The organism is Caproiciproducens sp., from assembly GCF_053840905.1.
Map to the genome: position 1 here is coordinate 1 of NZ_JBNLXQ010000023.1, position 20,582 is coordinate 20,582.

17 protein-coding genes and 2 tRNA genes are annotated in these 20,582 nt (G+C 53.8%); 13 read left to right on the plus strand and 6 right to left on the minus strand.

Features of this window, described 5'->3' with window-relative positions; translation table 11 throughout:
• Positions 1 to 316 precede the first annotated feature (316 nt).
• Both ACQGQ5_RS15290 and ACQGQ5_RS15295 read left to right on the plus strand, forming a co-directional pair.
• A tRNA-Thr gene (locus ACQGQ5_RS15290) sits at positions 317 to 392 on the plus strand.
• Between the two features lie 195 nt (positions 393 to 587).
• A tRNA-Tyr gene (locus ACQGQ5_RS15295) sits at positions 588 to 673 on the plus strand.
• A 117-nt stretch (positions 674 to 790) separates the two neighbouring features.
• On the opposite strand, the gene arsA is transcribed toward ACQGQ5_RS15295, so the two are convergent.
• The 4 genes from arsA to ACQGQ5_RS15315 form a co-directional block, all read right to left on the minus strand.
• Positions 791 to 2,527: an arsenical pump-driving ATPase gene (arsA, locus tag ACQGQ5_RS15300; protein ID WP_455737337.1), complete on the minus strand. Its 1,737-nt coding sequence runs from the start codon at positions 2,525 to 2,527 to the stop codon at positions 791 to 793.
• Positions 2,527 to 2,922: an arsenite efflux transporter metallochaperone ArsD gene (gene arsD, locus ACQGQ5_RS15305; RefSeq protein ID WP_455737338.1), complete on the minus strand. Its 396-nt coding sequence runs from the start codon at positions 2,920 to 2,922 to the stop codon at positions 2,527 to 2,529. Before arsD ends, arsA begins: the two co-directional genes overlap by 1 nt.
• A gap of 73 nt (positions 2,923 to 2,995) precedes the next feature.
• Positions 2,996 to 3,331, minus strand: coding sequence for an ArsR/SmtB family transcription factor (locus ACQGQ5_RS15310; RefSeq protein WP_455737339.1), 336 nt, complete (start codon positions 3,329 to 3,331; stop codon positions 2,996 to 2,998).
• Positions 3,332 to 3,751: 420 nt separating this feature from the next.
• On the minus strand, positions 3,752 to 3,955 hold the full coding sequence (locus ACQGQ5_RS15315; RefSeq protein ID WP_455737340.1) for a hypothetical protein: 204 nt from the start codon (positions 3,953 to 3,955) through the stop codon (positions 3,752 to 3,754).
• Positions 3,956 to 4,425: 470 nt separating this feature from the next.
• Between ACQGQ5_RS15315 and ACQGQ5_RS15320 the strand changes: the two genes are divergently transcribed.
• From ACQGQ5_RS15320 to ACQGQ5_RS15335, 4 genes are all read left to right on the plus strand, one after another.
• A complete protein-coding gene (locus ACQGQ5_RS15320) occupies positions 4,426 to 5,340 on the plus strand; it encodes a BclA C-terminal domain-containing protein (protein WP_455737353.1) in 915 nt (304 codons plus the stop codon).
• A gap of 12 nt (positions 5,341 to 5,352) precedes the next feature.
• A complete protein-coding gene (locus ACQGQ5_RS15325) occupies positions 5,353 to 6,273 on the plus strand; it encodes a BclA C-terminal domain-containing protein (protein ID WP_455737341.1) in 921 nt (306 codons plus the stop codon).
• A gap of 244 nt (positions 6,274 to 6,517) precedes the next feature.
• On the plus strand, positions 6,518 to 7,351 hold the full coding sequence (locus ACQGQ5_RS15330; RefSeq protein WP_455737342.1) for a MerR family transcriptional regulator: 834 nt from the start codon (positions 6,518 to 6,520) through the stop codon (positions 7,349 to 7,351).
• Positions 7,352 to 7,455: 104 nt separating this feature from the next.
• The gene (locus tag ACQGQ5_RS15335) at positions 7,456 to 8,490 is read left to right on the plus strand and encodes an NAD(P)H-dependent amine dehydrogenase family protein (protein WP_455737343.1); all 1,035 of its coding nucleotides are present in this window, start codon (positions 7,456 to 7,458) and stop codon (positions 8,488 to 8,490) included.
• A 169-nt stretch (positions 8,491 to 8,659) separates the two neighbouring features.
• Here ACQGQ5_RS15335 and ACQGQ5_RS15340 read toward each other — a convergent pair whose 3' ends face one another.
• Positions 8,660 to 9,529: a WD40/YVTN/BNR-like repeat-containing protein gene (locus tag ACQGQ5_RS15340; protein ID WP_455737344.1), complete on the minus strand. Its 870-nt coding sequence runs from the start codon at positions 9,527 to 9,529 to the stop codon at positions 8,660 to 8,662.
• An 81-nt stretch (positions 9,530 to 9,610) separates the two neighbouring features.
• Positions 9,611 to 10,507, minus strand: a complete 897-nt coding sequence (locus tag ACQGQ5_RS15345; protein WP_455737345.1) for an AraC family transcriptional regulator — start codon at positions 10,505 to 10,507, stop codon at positions 9,611 to 9,613.
• 140 nt (positions 10,508 to 10,647) lie between these two features.
• Between ACQGQ5_RS15345 and ACQGQ5_RS15350 the strand changes: the two genes are divergently transcribed.
• From ACQGQ5_RS15350 to folP, 7 genes are all read left to right on the plus strand, one after another.
• Entirely contained in the window at positions 10,648 to 11,250 is a 603-nt protein-coding gene (locus ACQGQ5_RS15350) for a hypothetical protein (protein ID WP_455737346.1), read from the plus strand.
• 197 nt (positions 11,251 to 11,447) lie between these two features.
• Positions 11,448 to 12,041 (plus strand): TetR/AcrR family transcriptional regulator, encoded by a 594-nt coding sequence (locus ACQGQ5_RS15355; protein ID WP_455737347.1) that lies wholly within the window; start codon positions 11,448 to 11,450, stop codon positions 12,039 to 12,041.
• Positions 12,042 to 12,110: 69 nt separating this feature from the next.
• Complete coding sequence (locus ACQGQ5_RS15360; protein ID WP_455737348.1) at positions 12,111 to 14,261, plus strand: efflux RND transporter permease subunit; 2,151 nt, start codon at positions 12,111 to 12,113, stop codon at positions 14,259 to 14,261.
• A gap of 30 nt (positions 14,262 to 14,291) precedes the next feature.
• Complete coding sequence (locus ACQGQ5_RS15365) at positions 14,292 to 16,409, plus strand: hypothetical protein (RefSeq protein ID WP_455737349.1); 2,118 nt, start codon at positions 14,292 to 14,294, stop codon at positions 16,407 to 16,409.
• Between the two features lie 111 nt (positions 16,410 to 16,520).
• A complete protein-coding gene (locus ACQGQ5_RS15370; RefSeq protein WP_455737350.1) occupies positions 16,521 to 18,038 on the plus strand; it encodes a transglutaminase domain-containing protein in 1,518 nt (505 codons plus the stop codon).
• A gap of 120 nt (positions 18,039 to 18,158) precedes the next feature.
• The gene (locus ACQGQ5_RS15375) at positions 18,159 to 19,550 is read left to right on the plus strand and encodes a transglutaminase domain-containing protein (protein WP_455737351.1); all 1,392 of its coding nucleotides are present in this window, start codon (positions 18,159 to 18,161) and stop codon (positions 19,548 to 19,550) included.
• Between the two features lie 70 nt (positions 19,551 to 19,620).
• A complete protein-coding gene (gene folP, locus ACQGQ5_RS15380; RefSeq protein WP_455737352.1) occupies positions 19,621 to 20,436 on the plus strand; it encodes a dihydropteroate synthase in 816 nt (271 codons plus the stop codon).
• Positions 20,437 to 20,582: the final 146 nt, after the last annotated feature.

The window sequence follows — 20,582 nt, forward strand, 5'->3', positions numbered from 1 at the left end:
CGAGTCCAGTCACCTCGACCATAGAAAAAGGTCCGCAGATGCGGGCCTTTTTCTATGGTAAAGCGATTGGTAAGCAGAAACAGCCGGTGCAGGTCGGGAGAAAAAGCGCGGCAGCCTGCGCCCCGGAAAGCTGAAGGGACTCGCGGAACGCGGGTACAGCGTGCCAATGCCCGAGTCCAGTCACCTCGACCAATTAACCCCCCGCGGGGGCTTTAATTGGGATCCTGTGGCAAAGAAGAGAACCTCGGTACAGAAATTTCATCGAATTGCTTGACAAATAAACCGTAAAATGATATATTAGTCGAGTGCTGAAAATGCTGGCGTAGCTCAGTTGGTAGAGCAGCTGATTTGTAATCAGCAGGTCGGGGGTTCAAGTCCGTCTGCCAGCTCCAATTTTTACTTAAGTCTTAACCGGACTTGAAGCCTAAGAGGGCATTTTGCGTTAAGAAAAGCTGCCGGTGGCAGGTTTTTAGCAAAATGTGGCGCAGCACCTATGGCGCAAGCCGTAAAAACGCGGGCGAAGTGCGGCGGTTTTGTCCGTCTGCCAGCTCCACTTGTCAATAAGTGCAAACTTGTAAATAGAATATGGGAGAGTTCCCGAGTGGCCAAAGGGGGCAGACTGTAAATCTGTTGCTTTATAGCTTCGATGGTCCGAATCCATCCTCTCCCACCAAAAAAACAGGCAAGCCTTAAAGGTTTGCCTGTTTTTTGCTGTCCGGAGCAGCAAGGCCCGCTTTAGGGCTCTTTGTCAATCGTTGAGGAAACCAAAAAACGGACCATCTTTTCTTCTTCACAGCATTAACAGACGGTCGTCCTTGACTTCTTCGGAACTCCACGCAATCAGCGCGAATTTACCGTCCGCATGTTCGTCAATACGGTTGAGCCATTCCGTCTCGCCCGCCGCTTTCGCCGCCAGCATGGGGCTGGTGGTGCCCGTACCATAAAGGCATTGATTGACTACCCACCATCTGGCGGCAATCCCCGCCCGCTTCAGATCCTCCTCCAGACGCAGCGCCTCGTAAAAGGGGGTCGCTTCGGGCAGGGTAACAATGACAACCTCGGTTTCGTCGGATTTCAGCCGGGGCAGCAGCCGCTTTACCGACTTGGGGATTTCGCCCTTGGTTCTCTCGATTTCATGGTGATAGCTCTGTGTGGATTCCAGTAAAAGCAGAGTGTGACCCGTAGGCGCAGTGTCTATTACCACCACCTGATCGTCGGCCTTTTCCACGACCTCCGCGAAGGCGCGGAACACGGCGATTTCCTGTGTGCAGGGGGAACGTAAATCTTCCTCCACATAGGCAATATCTTCGTCGCTCATCCCCGACGCGCGGGCTTTGGCAAGCACCTCGGATTGATACTTCTTCAATTCTTCGGCCTCGTCGATATGACTCATGGAAACACCGCTGGTTTCGTCCAGAACAAGTTTAAGATGCGCGGCGGGGTCGGTGGTGGTCAGGTGGACTTTTTTTCCGCGCTTCGCAAGGCCCAGCGCAACCGCGGCGGCGACGGTGGTTTTGCCCACGCCCCCTTTTCCCATTGTGAAAATGACACGTTTGCCACCTGCCGCCAGTTCGTCTATGACGTCGTTCAGCACGGGGACGCGGGCGGCGTTCAGCGTTTCGCCGGATGCGGCCACATGGTCGGTATTCAGCAAGGCGCGCACATTGGCAAGCCCCGTGACATTATAGGCCCGCAGGGGCACCCTATAGACCGGGAGCGCCTGTATGCCTTCCGGAATCTTGGCAAGGACTGCCTGCTGCTTTTCATACAGTCTGGAAGACAAAGCGTCGCTGTGTCCCGTCAGCACTCCGTTGACAACCAGTATTTGATGATATACTCCTAATGCGGAAAGCTCGCCGGAGGCCCGTTCCGCCTCCTTGAACGGTGCAGTTTCGGGACGGGTGACGAGAATCAGCGTAGTGAGGTTTTCGTCCGCCAGCGTTTCCATGGCCTGCTTGTAAACCGCTTTCCTGCTCTCCAACCCGGAAAGCTGGCCCAGGCAGGACGCACCGTGCGTACTTTCATTGATAAAATTGCTCCATGCGGACGGAAGCTGGAGCATCCGCAGGGTGTGGCCCGTGGGGGCCGTGTCGAAAATAATATGGTCGTAGTCCTGCTGCGCCTTACCGTCTGTAATGAATCCGGAAAATTCATTGAACGCCGCTATTTCGACGGTACAGGAGCCGGAAAGCTGTTCTTCCATATTGGCGATCACCGACGCGGGCAGCTTGCCGCGATAAGGCGCGATCACGCTTTCCCGATACTCGGCGGCGGCCTGTATGGGGTCGAGGTTTGCCACAACCAGGTTCGGTACGCCGGGGATGGGCGTTCCTTTGTTTGTCAGTTCCATTGAAAATACATCCTGCAGGTTTGAGGCCGGGTCGGTACTAATCAGCAGTACCCGCTTTCCATCGTCTGCCAGCGATACTGCGGTGGCACAGGCGATGCTGGTTTTACCGACGCCGCCCTTCCCGGTGAAAAAAAGGTATTTCGTCAGGGGAATCGTCAAGGGATGAAAAAGCTCCATCAGCAGCAGCCCCCTTTACAGCCACAGTCTCCCGATTTTTTTCGGGCGGTTTTCACCTTCACAGGTTTCCCCTGCTTTGCCAGCAGACCTTCAGGAAGATCGAGCAGCTTCGTGAATTCTTCGTTGGTTGGGTATCTGCCTTCCATGACAATTTTATCCTCCACCATGATAACCGGGAGACCTTTTGGACCATGGGCATTGATATACGCATTGATCGCTTTGTTGTTTACAAACTCTATCGGCGCACTGTTCAGATTGTAGCGTCCGACAGCAATCCCATGATTTTTCAGCGTGTTCAGCACGGTGGAAATACGCAGAAGTTCCGGATCTACGCCTACTCCGCAAAGGCCGGTGGAACAGCACATAGCCGGTTCAAATATTTTCATTTTTTTCAAGACCGACAACTCCTTTGGATATAATGATTTGTTATTAATCATTGATTAGGAATGGATTGCTTATGTACTCTAATTACTCATTCTCAGCGCATCCTTTACAGCAGTTTATATTCTCCTTGCAGATGCAGTTTTCCTTATCTGACGTAATATTGCAGAAAAACTGCTTTGCTTGGGTAATGGTATCCGCATCCAACGAGTAGTACGTCCATTTGCCTTCTTCTCTGCCCTTGACAAGCCCGCACTCGCATAGGAGCTTCATGTGATGGGACAGAGTGGATTGGGACATCTCAAATTTTTCTAAAATCATGCAGGCGCAAAGCTCCCCGCAGGAGAGCATATCTACAATCATGGCTCTTTTAGGGTCCCCCAGCGCCTTAAATACTTTTGTGTATTCCGAATAGTTTTCCATGTCAGCACCTCAAATCCATAAACTTCGATATGACTATTATATGCATCAAATCGAAAAGTGTCAATATGAAAATACCGTTTTCTTATGAGCCTTAACTTTTGAGTATGACTTCAAATTACTGATATCCAATACATTTTGGTTCCACACATCCGGCCCTTGACAGAATATACTATATGTGGAGGGATCCCATTATGTCTATGCCTGAATTTCCAAAGCCCGATCCTGGTTTAACACAGGAGCAGGCTTTGACGATGATCCTATCGTCTATCGCGCTGGAAGAAGCGGCTCTCAGCCACATCATTAACGCGGAAGGCGAAAAAATACAATATATTCTGAAACAAGCTCCGTGCGGACACTATCCGGACAGTTTAAATGATACTCTGGCGGTTAATCAAAGCGTCACCAATTTAATGGAAATGATCATGCAAAATCAATTAATATTAAAAAACAAAATGGATAAGGTTCTGAGCTATTTACCGCAACCGCCCAGACCGCCGGAGCCTCCGCTTCCTCCAAAACCGCCCTGTCCTCCAAAACCGCCCTGTCCGCCAAAACCGCCCTGTCCGCCAAAACCGCCTTATCCTCCAAAGCCACCCTGTCCTCCAAAGCCACCTTGTCCGCCATTTGATTGCCGCCCATGCGATTTTGCCAGCTTTGGCGTGATATCCGGGACCTACTGTTCTGGTGAGCCATTGCAGTGGAGAGAAAACAATACGTGCGGCCATTTTGCACTTGCATCGGGCAGCTGCACCGATATCCAGCTGCCGCGTACAGGTACGTTTAGGGTTTGTCTATGGATAGATATTAGTGATTTGAACTCTTCCTGCAGTGAATTGGAATTGACTGTCTTCTGTCGAGACAAGGCCTCGATCATAAAGAAAATACACTTTAACCGTTGCCTTTCTTCGACCGTTTTATATAAAGAAATTATTGTTCAGATGCCGTGCTCATGTTCTCCATGCTATGCGTCTGTCCTTGTACGTGTTCCCTGTGGAATACATGTACGGCAAGGCAAACTCATGTTCAAAGAGGCATAGGGGATCTCCCGTATTGCCTATACAGGCATTTATATGCCCATTCAATCTATCAGAGAGGTGATATCCTTGTCACAGCCCACTTTTCCGAGTAATCCTGATATCACAAGGGATGACGCGGTTAATCAAATATTGTCTTCTGTTGCGATGGAAGAGCTTGGCTTAAGCCATATTATCAACGCCGAAGGTGAAAAACTTCAGTATATACTGGGGACACTGTCAGGAATAACCGGTCCCACCGCAACCATCGAAGATCTTCTTGACGCTAATGAGAGTATCCAGAACCTTTTACAAAATGCATCCTATAACCAGCTGCTTCTGAGATCCAAAATGCAGCAGGCGTTAGCGGCATCAGAAATGACCGGCGCGACCGGCCCCACCGGCCCTGCCGGCCCTGCGGGAGATCCTGGCGGTCCAACCGGCCCCACCGGCCCTGCGGGTCCCGTGGGACCTCTTGGTCCTGCCGGGGCACAAGGCCTTATCGGTGATACCGGTCCGACCGGCCCTGAAGGCCCCACCGGGCCAACCGGAGCTGCAGGCTCTGTCGGCGCAGTCGGGCCAACCGGAACCAACACAACGGCAACTTCCGCGTTTGCCTACGCCTCAGGCACTGCAATTACCGCCTCATTAACCGGTACGCCGGTTCCTTTGCCAAACGGTCAGATTCTGCCGACCGGCATAACGGTGGATGGAACCAACACCACGTTTACGGTTTCCATAGCAGGCCGTTACCGGATTGCTTATGCCGTCAACGTCACTGTGGCATTGCTGCTGACTACGCGCATCATGATTGGCGGAGCAGCAAATACGGCTTCCACCATTACTCCTCTTTTAAGTCTTTCAAACTACTCCAATGAAATTATGGTCGATCTGACGTCAGGAAGCACCGTACAGCTACAAACCGTAGGGGCTTCGATCAACCTGACACTGGCTACCGGATCGGGTGCCACCCTGATGATCACCCGGTTGAGTTAAGGAGGGAATACCATGTCGCAGTCTCAATTTCCCTTAACTCCTGATCTGAGCAGACAAAGCGCGATGAATCAGGTAATCTCTTCCATTGCATCCGAAGAGCTGGCACTCAGCCATATTATCAACACAGAGGGAGAAAAAATTCAATACGCCATAGGTTCGCTGCCCGGCTTGGCGGGCGGCTCTGCGATTTCGGATGTGCTGGATATCAATAACAGCGCCGGCGATATGCTCAGCACGGTGCTGGAAAACCAGATCGTATTAACGGGTAAGCTTTCCGGAGCTTTGCAGGCGCCCGTCTTTATGGGGCCCACCGGGCCTGTCGGTCCGACTGGTCCGACAGGTTCAGATACCGGCCCTACAGGTCCGACCGGTCCGGTTGGGGAAGCCGGTCCGGTTGGACCGGCAGGACTGCCGGGACCGGTGGGCGCTACAGGGGATGCCGGGCCGACCGGTTCACTTGGTGCAGTCGGCGTCGACGGCATAACCGGCCCTGCCGGTGCTGCGGCTCCCACTCCGCCGCCTTCCGCTACTGCGGGCTTTGCCGCCAACACTGCCGGCGGTTTGATTACGGTGCTGGTAGCTGGAACAAATCTTTCCTTCCCAAGCACGCAGCTGTTGTCTTCTGATATTACTCTGACAAGCGACAATACCTTATTTACAGTGAATACGACCGGATTATACCGGATATCCTACCATGTTAACACTACTGCCGCTGTTGCTTTGGGAACACGTCTGGTAATAAACGAAGCCAATATCCCCCAGTCCACGATTCCTCCCGCTATCGCTTTATCTCAATTCTATAATGAAATCGAAGTAAGTTTGACGGCGGGTGCGACCGTACAGTTACAGATGTATGCTCCGTTATTAGTCGGTGCGGCGACATTGTTAGGCGGCGGCGCCGGCGCGTCATTGATGATTATTCGATTCGGCTGATTCCCGGCAGGCCGGGATTTCCAATAGAGGATAATAAGCACACTGGCTTTCTCAGGCTTAGAAAAGAGGAAACCAGTATGCTTTGTTTTTTCTCTGCGGGACGCTTTCGATTCGATTTATGACAGCATCGGGCCGGTGCCGCGCCCCGGGCTTTGCGCCGCGAAACAGGTGCTTTGCGTGCAAAAACCTTATTGTTAATATAAGGCTTTGAAGCTATAATGAAAGGGAAAAGGAGGCGGCGGCAATGGAAAAACTGACCATCGGCCAAATGGCGAAGCTGAACCATATTTCCGAACAAACTTTGCGCTTTTACGACAAGATAAGACTTTTGGAGCCGGACGTCATCAATCGGGAAACCGGTTACCGGTATTACAGCATCAAACAGAGCGCATATCTGGACATGATTCAATATATGAAATCACTCGGCATGGATTTAAAGGATATCAAAAAGCACCTGGAGCTTGGCGACCCGTCGCTTGTTAAAAGTGTCCTCCGCCAAAAAAGCTTACAGATCGACGAGGAAATCCGTCGGCTCAAATACCAAAAACGGGCGATCGAGCGCACCCTGCAAAGTTATCAGCGTTACGAAGCCTCCCCGCCGGACGGCACCATTGTCCTTGAATATATCGAGGAGCGGTATCTGTACTGTATAGACGCGGGAATGAATTTTTACGACTACGGCATTGAAATCTATGAGGAGATGCTCCGGAAATTGAAGGAAAGCCTGATTTCGGACAAACTTCCGCAAATCTATTTCTGTAACGCGGGGACCATCCTCCGACGGCAGAATCTGGAGCGGCGCAGGTTTTACTCCAGTGAGATTTTTGTCCTGGTGGACAGGGATGTTGTTCCTGAGGAGCTGACGGTCACGATTCCCGCGAATACCTACCTTTGCATCTACTGCAATAAATTTGAAAAGGAAAAGGGATATATCGAAACACTGCTGAATGCCGTAAAAGAAAAAGGCTATCGGATTGTCGGGGATTATATCTGTGAAGTGATCAGTGAATTTCCCCTTCTGGAGAGGAAAGAACGCGGAATGTTTTTAAGGTTACAAATACCAATAAAATTTTATTAAATTTATGCATGTTTTTGGTTGACTCTATAGTCGATACAACTTTTATAATGAAATTACAATCGGAAGCGAAAACCGACACAGACATTATGAAGGGGGTATTTATTATGTTTCATGAGAAGATCCGCGTAGTCCAGTACGGCTGTGGAAAGATGTCCAAATATACGCTTCGTTACCTGTATGAGAAGGGGGCGGAGATTGTAGGCGCGATTGACGTCAACCCTGCCGTCGTGGGGATGGATGTTGGCGACTGGGCCGGGATCGGCGTGAAACTGGGCGTGAAAATCAGAAGCGACGCCGACGCGGTGCTTGACGGATGCGACGCGGATATCGCCGTTGTCACGCTGTTCAGCTTTATGAAAGACGTCATGCCTCACTTTGAGAAGCTTGTCAGCCGCGGAATCAATGTAATTACTACCTGCGAGGAAGCGATATACCCTTGGACGACTTCGCCGGAAATTACAAACAGGCTGGATAAGCTTGCGAAGCAAAACAACTGCACCATCGCCGGCGCCGGAATGCAGGATATTTTTTGGATCAATATGATCGGCTGTGTGGCCGGCGGGGTCCACCGCATCGATAAAATAGAAGGGGCCGTCAGCTACAATGTGGAGGATTACGGGCTTGCGCTTGCAAAGGCGCACGGCGTGGGACTCACACCGGAGCAGTTTGAGGAACAGATTGCCCATCCGGAAACGCTGGAACCCTCCTATGTCTGGAACTCCAACGAGGGGCTTTGCTCCAGGATGGGGTGGACGATCAAATCGCAGAGCCAGAAATGCGTTCCCTATTTCCATGAAAGCGACCTGTTCTCCAAAACGCTTGAGGAGACCATTCCGAAAGGCAACTGTATCGGCATGAGCGCCGTTGTGACAACCGAGACTTTCCAGGGGCCGGTGATCGAGACGCAGTGCATCGGCAAGGTGTACGGCCCGGATGACGGCGATATGTGCGACTGGAAGATCCTGGGCGAGCCCGATACGACCTTCTTCGTGCAAAAGCCCGCGACGGTCGAACATACCTGCGCGACGATCGTCAACCGCATTCCCAAGGTGATCAATGCCCCCGCCGGTTATTACACCGTTGAAAAAATGGACGGCGTGGAGTATTTATCCTACCCGATGCAGATGTATCTGAAATAGCCTTGTACGTTCACCTGCGTGCTGCGGGAGGACGCAGTCGGCTTGAATAGAGCCGGAAAAGGAGCTGTTGTCTTAAAACAGCTCCTTTTTATCATTTGTTTTTCAAAGCTTCCCGAATTTCCCGCCGATTTCCGCACGCGCACCGCCCGGTAAAATCCGACTCCCAATATTATTGCGGGAGACTCTTTTTGTCAAACGTCCATGTTTTGCCGGAATCATCCGTAACATAACGAATCTGTGTTTGCGCTCCGGTATCATTGTCCGTCATGGCAACGGGCAAAACGCCGGACGCGCCGTGGAAAGCGGGGGACAGGGCCGTGTAGGAATTGTTGTTTTTCAGCTCCGGCGGCAGCCCGACGGCGCATTTCACCCAGGTTTTCCCCTTGTCCTGCGTTCGGTACACGACCGGACCCCGGTCAATATCATAGCGGAAGGACAGGAAGCCCGTCGTCGGACTCGCGAAGCCCGCTCCGGTCACAACATGAGGGTAAGCTTCGCTTGTATTGCCGATTTCAGACCAGCTCTTTCCGCCGTCCGCCGTCAGAAAAACGCGGTTTTTCTGGGACCCCGACGCGACATCGCCCGCGGTGACCAGCCAGCCGTCTTTTTTCGAAAGAAACCCGAGAAATTTGGTTTCGGCGTGATCCGCCCCGGCTTCCGCCACCCGGGTGCTGCTCCAGGTTTTCCCCCTGTCGCCGCTGACGAGGACCGTTATGCCGCTGTCCGCTTCGGTTCCGCCATACGCAACGGCGGTCACTTCGTCGGACAGGTAGACCGCCTTATCGCTGAAATAGGAAGCCGGATCGCCCGTGCCGGCTTCAAGCGGTACGGTGCAGGTCGCCCCCTTACCGTCCCTGATGACGAATTTTCCGTCTTTCAGCGTATAGGAGCCGTTCGCCTGCAAAAGGGCGATGTTGTCAATTGTCTGCTGCGTGTTTTGGCCTCCCGCCCTGTAGGTGAGAAATACCCCCGCGATGCCGATGACGATAAACACCGTGATGAGGCCGCTGAGGCCCTGAAGCTTTTTAACCATGCCCATAATTGTATTTTCCTTCCTTCTCATTTTGGATATTCGCGTCCGCTGACAGTAAGCTGTGAATGGGCTGCCAATGCGTGGCTTTTATGGAGATGCGTGCATTTTCCGGTATTCCGTCGGGGAATAGTTCATGTATTTCCTGAAATTTTCCGAATAGTAGCTTGCGCCGGAGAAGCCGACCTTTTCGGAGATTTCGGTGACATTGTACTCCCCGCTCAAAAGGAGCGGGATGCTTTTTTCAATCCGGTATTTCAACAGGTATTCAAAAGGGGTCTGGCGCATGGTCTTTTTGAAAAAGCGGCAGTATCCGCTCTTGCTGATATTGCAGGAGGCGGCCAGCCCTTCCAGCGTAAGCCTTTCGGAGTAATGGCCGTGAATATAGTTTAACGCCTGCTTTAAATAAAGGATATCCTTGGAGCCCGCGCTGTCTTTTTCGGCAAGCACGCCCTGCAGCTCCTGGAAAAGCAGGGTCCACAGCTCGCACAGCCTGCCCTTGATCTGCAGCTCCCTGCAGAGGCCGTTTTCCATGTACGCTCGGTTGATTTCCCTGATGAGCTGCATCATCCGCCTCTGCGGGGGGCTTTCCGGGTCCAGGCAAAGGGAGGGGCAGTTCCGCGACTGGATGACCGGCAGCACATAGGCGTTTTCAATCGTGCTGTTTTCATGCCCGAAGACCAGCACGGGGTTAAATGTAATGACCAGATACGAGCAATCCTGCCCTTCGTACGATTTTGCGGTGTGCAGGACGTTCGCGTTGACAAACATCCCGCGGCCCTCCGTAAGGATGTAAACGGTATCGTTTGCCTGATATTCCATCGCCCCCTCCAGAACAACGGTAAATTCCAGATCGGGGTGCCAGTGGACCTCAAAGCTCGCGTGCTCGTATTCGGAGAGAATCTCGTGGCTGAGGAAAAACGGGAACCCGTAATCCCCGTGCGGCGACTCCTCGGAAAGGTTTTTCCGAAGGATTAATTTTTTCATGGCGCTGTCCTCCATGATTGTAATATTGTTATAAAAATAGGCAAAATTCCGATAGATAATCGATGATACTATCATTATACTGGTTATCAGGAGAAGGTCAAGAATTTTCTGACAATTGTGGAAGGAAAGGGGAGGAAACGATGAGCACGACGGAATTTGCCTGTGATTCCTGCTGCGGGGACTACAGCAGACGCGCGGCGAGGGGGCGTTCGCTGTGCGGGCTGTTTACGGACTGCACCTACGACGGGAGTGCTTCCGCCGATCTTGTTCCGGAGCTTGCGGCACTGCGCGTTTTCAATCCGGAGTACCGGATCCTCAAGGCCAGGGAGCGCATGCGGGGGAATTTCCCGTGTGACGCGCGGCACTTGAACGGCATGATGAAGAATTTTTTGTCCGCCGCCAACGGAAGCTCTTCCTACAGCGTACCGGTCGATTTGATTTTTGAACGGCTGCGGGAATGCGGCGGTCCGGAAAGCGGCGATCTGTTCCCGGTAACGCTGATCGCCTGTAAAATGCGGGAAGGACGGGTTTTCTGCAGTGTGGAACGGCTTTTCTGCAGCGGCGGCGATTGCGCGGCGTCAAAGCGGACGCTGAACCGGCCCCTGTATACGGAGCACCCGGAGCAGCTGACGCGGAAATTCCGGGATCAGGGCTATCAGGCGGTCGGCGTGATGGGTAAAGGGGACTTCGCCCGGCAGCTGAAAAAGGTTTTCAGCGAACAGTTCGGGTTTACAGTCTTATAAATATTTCTGCGGTTAAAATACCCGGGCGGTTCGCCTGGGTATTTTTTTGCCTCAATTTACACAATTTCGGCGCGGGAATGGATACGGTCTTTGGTTACTTCCTTTCTTGACAGACGAAAGGGGCGAGATTATAATACGGATTGACTAATAGTCATTTTCCATAATTTAGCGAAAAAAGGGCGAGGGGATGACGAAACTTGAAGCCGACCAAGATTCTGGAAAATAAAAAGCTGAAAATGACAAAGCTCTATGACGCCGCTTACGAGCTGTTTACTTCAAACGGCGTACACAACACGATTATCGACGATATTGTGAAAAAAGCGGGTGTTGCGAAAGGAACGTTCTATCTGTACTGCAAGGATAAATATGATCTGGTCGATAAAATCATTTTAAAGAAAAGCGCGGCCGTGTTTGACGGGGCGATGAAAGCGGTTGCGGAGCGTCAGAAGCTCAAGGAAATGGATTTTCTTCAGAGCGTGATCTTTTTCGCAGATTATTTAATTGAGTTTTTCAAGCAGGACAAAAAGCTGCTGTCCCTGATCTATAAAAATCTGTCCTGGGATTTGTATGAAAAAGCTTTGACCTATGATGAAATGGAAGGGGCGAAGCAAATCTTTATCCGGCACTTTATCACCGCAGGGGGCGACAGCGAGACCGCCAGACAGCGCCTGTACATCGTTGTTTCCATGGTCGGGGCCGTCTGCTACAACTCCATCGTTCTGGAAATGCCCTATCCGATCGACAGCGTGAAAGGCGAGCTGTACCGGTCGATCCGGGAAATACTGGCCTGACCGCCCGCGGACGGAAACCCGTTGAAAGCGCTTTTTACAAAAAATACAACAAATAAGGGAGCATCGGGAATGAAATTGCCAGGAACCCGGGAGGGCTCACACTCTGTAACAGACCTGATTATCAACCGCAGAAAACAAATCGAAATCGTCTTTATCGTCCTGGTTGCGGCCAGCGTTTTCTTCAACTCGTTTGTCGGCATCAATTACGACCTGACGAAATATTTGCCGGAGACCACTCCCGCCAAGCAGGGAATCAGCGTCATGAAAAAGGAATTCGGCTACCCCGGCACGGCGCGGGTGATGATCGACGATGTCTCGCTGTACCAGGCCAAGGCGTACAAGGATAAAATCGAAGCCGTGGACGGCGTCGACATGGTGATGTGGACGGACACGGCGACCGACGTTTATCAGGCCGGCCAGTTTATCAGATACAAAGATATTGAGGACTATTATAAAGACGGCTATTCCGTGATGGACATTACCTTTGACGAAAGCGATACCAGCGCGCGCACCTCGCAGGCCATCGACCGCATTCAGGAAATCACGGGCGGCAAGGGACATTTTGTCGGGGCGGCCGTTCAGAACAAATCTTTGAGCGAGAACCTGAAAAAGGAAATGGCGAGGGCGACGGTCATCTGCGTCGCTATGATCATCCTGTTTCTCTGCCTGACCACCACGTCGTGGTTTGAGCCCGTGCTGTTCCTTCTGATTATGGGAATCGCGATCATCATCAATCAGGGGACGAATATCTTCTTAGGCGAGGTCTCGTTCCTGACCTCCAGCGTTTCCTCCGTCCTGCAGCTGGCGGTGGCCATGGACTATTCCATTTTCCTCATCCATTCGTTTACGGCGGAACGGGAAAAGGGGCTGGATTTGACGACCGCGATCGCCAACGCGATCCGGCACTCCGCCAAATCCATTCTGGCCTGCGGCGTCGCGACCTTCTTCGGCTTTATCGCGCTGGCTTTAATGAAGTTTTCCATCGGATTCGACATGGGGATCGTTCTGGCAAAGGGAATTCTCATCAGCGTGCTGACCGTGTTGTTTCTGATGCCGTCCCTGATTATCCGCTGGGCCGGCCTGATCGAAAAAACCGCCCACCGGCCGTTTTTGCCCTCCTTTGAAAAGTTCGCCCGCGGCGTGTTTAAAAGCCGGTACGCGGTGCTGGCCGCGGTGCTGATTGTCGCCGCCCCCGCTTATATAGGAAAAGGAATGACGGATTTTGTGTACGGCAGTCAGGCCGTCGGCGCCGGTGAGGGGACGAAGGTGTACGAGGATGAACAGGCGATCGACGCGAAGTTCGGCCGCAGCAATATGCTGCTCGCGATTGTTCCGAACACCAGCGTGGCAAAGGAACGGGAGCTTTCGCAGGAGCTGGAGGACCTCAGCTGCACCAAGAGCGTGACTTCTCTTGCGAACACCCTGCCCGAGGGCGTCCCGGAAAGCATCCTTCCCGAGAGCGTGACGGGAAAGCTTCACACGGACAACTATTCGCGCATTCTGATCTACATAAAAACGAAGGATGAAAGCAAGCTCGCCTTCCAGTGCTCGGACGAAATTCAGTCCATTGTGAAAAAATACTATCCGCAGAGCTCCTATGTGGTCGGGACTACCCCGTTCACGCAGGATATCAAGACGACGATCACCAGCGATTACGATTTTGTCGATATGCTGTCGCTGCTCAGCGTGGCTCTGGTAGTCATGATCACCTTCCGGTCTCTGCTGATTCCGGTCCTGATCCTGATCCCGATTGAAGTCGCCATTTTTATCAATATGCTTTTCCCGTATCTGGCGGGCGACCAGCTGATTTTCATGGGCTATATTATTGTAAGCTGTATCCAGCTGGGCGCTACGGTGGATTACGCCATCCTGATGACGAACAACTATCTGGAAAGCCGGGAGCGTCTGGACAGCAGGGGCGCGGCGGTCGAGGCGGTCGCCGTGACGACCCCGCCGCTCCTCACCTCCGCCACCATTCTGGCGGGCGTCGGTTATATCCTGTACTTCACTTCTTCCATCAGCGCCATAGCGGATATGGGGCATCTGATCGGCAGGGGCGCTCTGCTCAGCCTTTCAATGGTGATTTTCGCGCTGCCGGCGCTGCTGTACTTCTTTGACAAACCCATTGCACGCCACGCCCAACGGATGCGGGACCTGCGCGAAAAGGCGCGGGAAAGGATGCCCGCGCTCCGCAGGGGCCGCGCGCACCCCGCCGCCTGACGGACAAAACAAGTAAGGAGGAATCTTTCCATGAGAAAAATACAGAGGGCTTTGGCCGGGATCCTCGCGGCGGCGGTGCTGGTCCCGTCGCTGTCCGCTACCGCGCGGGCCGCCGCGCCGTCCGTTTCTACGGACGAGGCGGTCTACGTCAATCTGGATTATTACGGCAAGCCGCAAAAGGTCAACATTGTCAAGGGCTGCGACCTGAACGGCGCCGACCGGTTTACGGACTACGGTTCTTACGAAAAGGTCACCAATATGACCAATGAGGCACAGCCCGCCGTCTCCGGGGATTCGGTCAGCTGGAAGCTTCCGCAGGGCACGGGCCGTTTTTATTATGAATGTACGCCGAAGAACGGGACGGTCGCGCTTCCGTGGAGCTTCGACGTTTCCTACAAGCTGAACGGCGTTCCCACAGCGGCGGACAAACTGGCCGGCGCTTCGGGGCTGGTGGAGATCGATATCAAAACGACGCCCGACAAAAGCGCCCCGGAGTATTACCGCGACAATCTTCTGCTGCTGGTCGGGACGGCCGTAAAGATGAAGGACACGCTGAGCGTGGAGGCCCCCGGGGCGCAGGTCCAGTCCCTGGGCGACTATAAGGCGGTCCTGTTTGCCGGGCTGCCGGGGGAAGAGACGACGGACGTCATCCGCATCGGTACCAACAGCTTTGAATCGGTCGGGGTTGTCATGATGATGGCGCCCGGCACGCTGGAGCAGATGCAGGCGATCAAGGACCTGAAAGAGGATAAGGATACCATCAAGGGCTCTCTTGACGCCGTCAATGACAGTGTCAATGAAATTCTGGGCACGCTGGAAAATATGTCCGGCGGGCTCAGGCAGACCCAGTCCGGCCTTTCCGCGCTGGACGGCGCCCGCCGGAGCATCAGCTCCTCCAAGGGCGGCGTGTATAGCAGCGCGGACAAAGCGCTTGCGGATCTGTCCGCCATGACGGTGCAGACCTCGGCGCTGGTTCCCCATCTGCAGAAAAGCCAGCAGCTGGCGGACGACGTCAGCACCACCGTGAACACCATGGTGCAGAACGTATCCGTCACTGGTTCCTGTCTGGCTTCGCTGTCCGCTGCCATCAGCAGGGTGCGCGGCGACGTGAACGACCTGCGGGACGTCCTCGACGGCGCGGACGGCGCGTCCGGAAAGCGCGCCGCACTGGCCAAGGACCTGAATACGCAGCTCGGCACAGCCAAGACGACTGCGAAGCAGCTTGGCGCGCTGCTTTCCCAGATGGACGACGGTTCCGCACAGTTAGGCGCGGATATGACTAAGCTTCAAACCGCCGCGGGGAAAGTGGCGGACGCCCATCCGACGGATTTTTCCACTCAGGACTTAATCAAAAGCCTGCAGGCCGTGGGAGCCAGCCTGCAGACCGTTCAGAAATCCTCCTCCACGCTGGAAACGGCGCTGAAAGCGGTGCTCGGGCAGTCGGATTCCCTGGTTGATACCGGGGCGGAGACCGTCGGCGTGCTGGACGCCTATCTGGACGCGCTGGACGACGGGACGGACTCGGCGGACGACCTGCTGCGCCACACGAATCAGCTCGGCGGCAGTCTGAAGGACCTCCTCAATATTTCACAGAGCGTCATCGACAATCTCACGGCGCTGAACGGAACCGTCAACCAGTATCACGACGACACGGTCGGCGCGCTGAAGGACACGGAAAATCTGGTCGGCAGCCTGGCCCGCTCGCTCGCCAGCGCCCAGGCCTTCCTGACCTCTCTCGAAACCGCCGCGAAAACCAGCGGGAGCAAGCTGGACGACGGTACCCGTCAGACCCTGAACGGGCTGATTTCGGTATTGCAGAAGGCTCTGAGCCAGATCGACGGGACTTCGGCCGTCAAAAACGCGAATCATACGATTCAGAGCGCCGTCGATAAGGAGCTCGACAAGTTTGAGAATCAAAATAATTTTCTGAATCTTGACGCGAAGGCAAAGCCGATTTCGTTCACGTCTTTGAAAAACGCGTCCCCGTCCAGCATCCAGATCGTCCTGCGGACACAGGAAATCAGCAAGGATGAGGGCAATCAGGGGGAAAGGGACCTGGAGCGGCAGGAAAACGGTTCGAGTGTTCTTGACAGAATCCGCAGCGTATTTACAAAACTTTGGTCGGCGATCGCCTCCATATTTTCATAAATAAAAAATCCTTCCAGTTTTTTCTAAATATTTTCACAAAAATATCACAAAGGCATGCTATAATAAGCACAAAGAATCAGTACAGAGATTTATTTGGAAGGGATTGGAAATATGAATTTTATCAAACACAGCCGCTTACATACCGTCCTCGCAGGATTTCTGGCCGTGGTCATTTTGGCGCTGCCCCTCGCCGGGTGCGCGCAAACAGCCGCCGTTCCCGGTTCGTCCTTACGGACGGAATCTTCCGCGGTAAATAACGATCCCGCTCCAAAGATCGATCCGTCGGGTTCAGTGGAGGCTTCCGGGCAGAGCGCGGAAAAAACGGATTCCGCCGCCGGCGCGAAGACTTCTTCTGAAACAAAGCAGAGTCAAAAAACAACAACGCCGAAAACGCAGGCGGCGGCGGACGGCCAGACGCTTAAAAAGACTTCCGGCGACGCGCTGGCGGACAACGGCGTACAGTTCAGCGTACCCAAAAGCTTTGCAGCCCAATCGGGCTATGCCTACGTGGATCAGCGGGAGGGCTACAATTTCCTGCCCGACCTCGCCAGCCGCGCCGTGTATAAACAGATTTTTGAAAGCGCCTACAAGATATCGGCCGCGACCACTTCCGAGGGCTACTATCCTACCCAGAAGATCGTCGTATCCGGCAGCCGCCTTTCCGAGGCGCAGCTCCGCGTGATCCTGCTTGCGTTCCTCAACGACAATCCCCAGGTCTTTTGGCTTGCAAACGCGTATTCCTACGCGTACTCCAATGACAGCACCTATATCCAGCTTTATTCCGTGGTGTCACAGCCCAACTGCACCGCGATGATCCAGAAGATGAACCAGAAGGTGAGCTCGGTCATCAGCGCGATGCCGGCGGGGTTAAGCGAGCTTGACCGTGAATTGTACCTTTTTCATTATATAGCGCAGAACTGTACCTATAATAATGCCGCCGTCTCCGACACCGGCATCTGGCAGGCGTTTTCCTCCTACGGCGTGCTGATCGACGGCACTGCGGTCTGCGAAGGGTACTCCAGAGCCATGCAGCTCCTCTCCAGCTATGCCGGACTGCAGTGCATGCTGCTGAGCGGACAGAGCAGCGGGGTCAACCATATGTGGAACGTCATCAAAATAGACGGCAGCTGGTATCATCTGGATACGACGTGGGGCGACGGCGATACGGAGGTATATAACTATTTCAATCTGAACGATGCGGCGATCGCCCAGAGCCGTACCATTTTCCCAAGCGCTTCCACCCTGACGGACGACCAGATCGACGGTACGGCGGGCGGTGAAGCCGCAAAATGCAACCTGGCGGTTCCGGTCTGTACCGCCACCGCCGCCAACTATTTCAGGGCGAAGGCCGCGAAGGTGAGCAGCAGTTTGGAGGACAGCACCGTAACAGCTGCGCTGACCACTGCCGTACAGTCAAAGAGCCCGTCCGTTTCCTTTTATATCGATGAAGGCGTGGACTTTGAAACCATAATGGCCGGGATGACGACGAGTCCGCCGTACCAGCTTCTGAAGTGCGTCAATGCGGTGAACGGCAGGCAGGCGGCCGGAAGCCGGATCGATACGGATGATTTGCAGTATCTCGGCGATAAGGTGAACCGGGGCATCACCCTTTTCCTGAAATATAAATAAGAAAGCACAAAGGGCAAAGGGTCCGCAAGGTTGTCTTGCGGGCCCTCTATTTATCAATTGATTTTATTTTTGGGCGTGCTATAATAATCATACTAATTCTACCAACGTCCGGAGGAGCCCATGAAAAAATTTCTGACCGCAGTCATGACGCTGCTTTTGACCGGCTTGATCGGGATGTTCGGATTTTTGATCCTGTATCACGACAGGCTGGGGCTTGCATGGGACGATCCGTTTACGGGCTTTTTACAGAACGCGCTGGAGGCTTCCGTTTCCAGAGAGCCGGACGGGAGCGCCGGGGGCACCCCGGATACGGAAAATCCGGATAAAAACGCTTCTTCCGTTTTCGTTTTACAGGACGCTGCGCCCGCGTCCGCGAATTATCCGGTCTTTCACCAGACGGCGGGGCTGGACAGCCTGACGGACAGCGGCAGCCGCGCGCTTTATCAGGGACTTCTGAAATCGGCGTATGCCATCGCGCAGAAGGCAAACAAGGACGGATATTATCCCGCCGACGAGGCGACGGTGAAACATGAGGAGCTTTCCGAAAAGCAGATCCGCGCGGCGGTGCTTGCCCTGCAATGCGACAATCCGCAGATCTTCTGGCTTTCCAACCAGTATTCCTATACCTGTCAGGCGGGGAACACCTCGGTGCAGCTGTACGGGTATCTGCCTCCCGCAAAGTGCAGCGAGCTGGTCAAAAAGCTGAACGCGGAGGTTGCTTCGGTCATCGCCGGGATACCAAAGGGGCTGAGCGAGCTGGACCGGGAGCTCTGTCTTTTTCGGGCGATCGCAAAAAGGTGTACTTACGACAACGCCGCGGTGACCGATCAGACCCGCCTTGCCGCCCACGAGGTGACCGGCGCGCTGGTCGACGGCACGGCGGTCTGCGAGGGTTATGCACGGGCCATGCAGCTGCTGGCCTCTTACTGCGGGATTGACTGCCGTACGGTCAGCGGAGAGGGGAACGGCGAGCCGCACATGTGGAACGTCATCAGCATTGACGGCGACTGGTATCATCTCGATCCCACCTGGGGCGACAGCGACCTTCTGAATTATCATTACTTTAATGTATCGGACAGTATCATCCGTGCGGACCACAGCATCAGCGAGAATATTCTTCTGTTAAAAGGGGAAAAAGTAAAAAACGAGGACGGCTCTTCCGCCGATTACAACCTGTCCCTGCCCGCCTGCACCTCCATGAAGGCGAACTATTTCCGGGCCAGGGGAATCCCTGTCAGCGGGTTTACTTCCGAAAACAACAAAAAGGCCGCGGCTGCGGTCGCCGCAGCGGCAAAATCCAAAAGCAGTACGGTCGAATTTTATATTGATGAGAGATTAAATTATGAGAATACGGTGGCGCAGATGATCGGCGCACCGAAGTATCAGCTTTTTCATTATATTCAAACGGCAAACCGTTCCCTGAAAGCGGGGAGCCGGATCAGCGAAGATAAAATCCAGTATGTCCAGGCGGACAATTGCCGTGGGCTGACGGTCATTCTGGAATATCATTAATAAGGAAAAGAAAAACGTAGGAACAATGGAGCCATGAATTACGGTATGCGGGAAAAGGAGGAATATGCGGATGGATCTGTTTTGTGCGGGAAAATATCGTTTTTCTCTGGGCGAAAAAGCTTATGTAATCGGAATATTGAATGTTACGCCGGATTCCCTGTCCGACCGGAGCCGCTTCCTCACACCCGAAAAAGCGGCGGGCCGGGCGCTGGAAATGCAGGAGCAGGGCGCGGATATCATTGATATCGGGGCGCAGTCCGCGCGTGCGGGCAGTACGGTGCTTTCTCCGGAGGAAGAGCTGGAAAGGCTTCTGCCGGTGCTGATGCAGCTGAACGGCCGTCTTGCCGTACCCCTTTCCGTGGATACGTTCTATCCGCAGGTGGCGGCGGAGGTGCTGAAATACGGGGTGTCCGTTCTCAGGGATCTGAACGGCTTCGATAACGCGGAAATGGTCGCGGCGGCGGCGCGCTCCGACTGCGGCTGTATTGTCATGCATCACCGCGAAACAAAAGAAGAGATTATTCAGGATGTCAATCAATATTTTATGGAGAAATTGGATATCCTAACGAATGCGGGTATTTGCAAAGAGCGCGTCTGTTTTGATCCCGGTATCGGCTTTGGAAAAACCCAGGAGCAGGATCTGCGGCTGCTGGGAAACGCGGGCCGGCTCCATGTGGACGGCTGCGCCCTGCTGATCGCGGCTTCGCGCAAGCGGGTGATCGGCGCCGAGTGCGGCAGCCCGCCCTACGAGCAGCGCCTTGCCGGGACGCTGGCCGCCCACAGCATCGCCGTGGCGGACGGCGCGGATATGGTTCGCGCCCACGATGTCGCGCAGGCGGTGCAGGCCGCGAAAATCGCGTTTGCGATTCGGCGGGCCCGCGGCTGAAAGGCGTCGGATTATAAGGCAAAATGGGCTGGGGACAAGCCTTTTTAAAAAAAGTTAAAAAAACTTCAGAAAAAGGGTTGACTTACGGGGAGGTATTTGGTATTATAGTCAAGCGCCTTACGAAAGACGCAAAGCGCGAAAGCAAA